Consider the following 587-nt stretch of genomic DNA (forward strand, 5'->3'; position numbering starts at 1 on the left):
TAAGCCTTGGAGTTGTAATTGAGAGTTATAGTTTTTTTTGTATTGATTCTTTCAACTTGTGCTGATGCTCAGGAATGCGTCAACAAATCAGTCCGCATTGTTGAAGGCCATGAGCCGATAGCATCAAGCCTTTATGAAGCAGCAAAGACTACAGATATGGGCGCTTGGGATGACGGTGAATTCCATACAGAAACATTTTCATACATCGGTGAACTCGAATTTGAAAATGAAAAACTTTACGTATCCTATTTATACACCGTTTGGGGCTCATCTTGTCGCGCGACTAGTAGATTGATATTTTGGAATACAGAATTTAAACAAGTTGGACAATATGTCAGTATCGAAAAGCCGCACTTTATTGCAAAAAACACACTCTCAATTCCATATGAGGAAGAGCCAGAGTCAATATGGAAATTCACCGGAGATCTTCCTGCATGTCTGGAAGTAGCAAATGACTGTTTTCCCTTGCAAAATCAGAACGGCTTATAACAAAACGCTTAAGTCGCAACCCACTGCGCGGGCTGCTGGGACAAAAACACAATGCGGCTTCGCCATTTTCGCATTGTGCTTTTGCCCCTTAGCTTAGT

1 protein-coding gene is annotated in these 587 nt (G+C 41.4%); it reads left to right on the top strand.

Annotation, left to right across the window (positions count from 1 at the left end; genetic code table 11):
* Positions 1 to 18 precede the first annotated feature (18 nt).
* On the top strand, positions 19 to 489 hold the full coding sequence (locus V7R35_RS17830; RefSeq protein ID WP_334016232.1) for a hypothetical protein: 471 nt from the start codon (positions 19 to 21) through the stop codon (positions 487 to 489).
* Positions 490 to 587 lie beyond the last annotated feature (98 nt).

This window comes from Alteromonas sp. S167 (assembly GCF_036864375.1).
Taxonomy (GTDB): Bacteria; Pseudomonadota; Gammaproteobacteria; order Enterobacterales; family Alteromonadaceae; genus Alteromonas.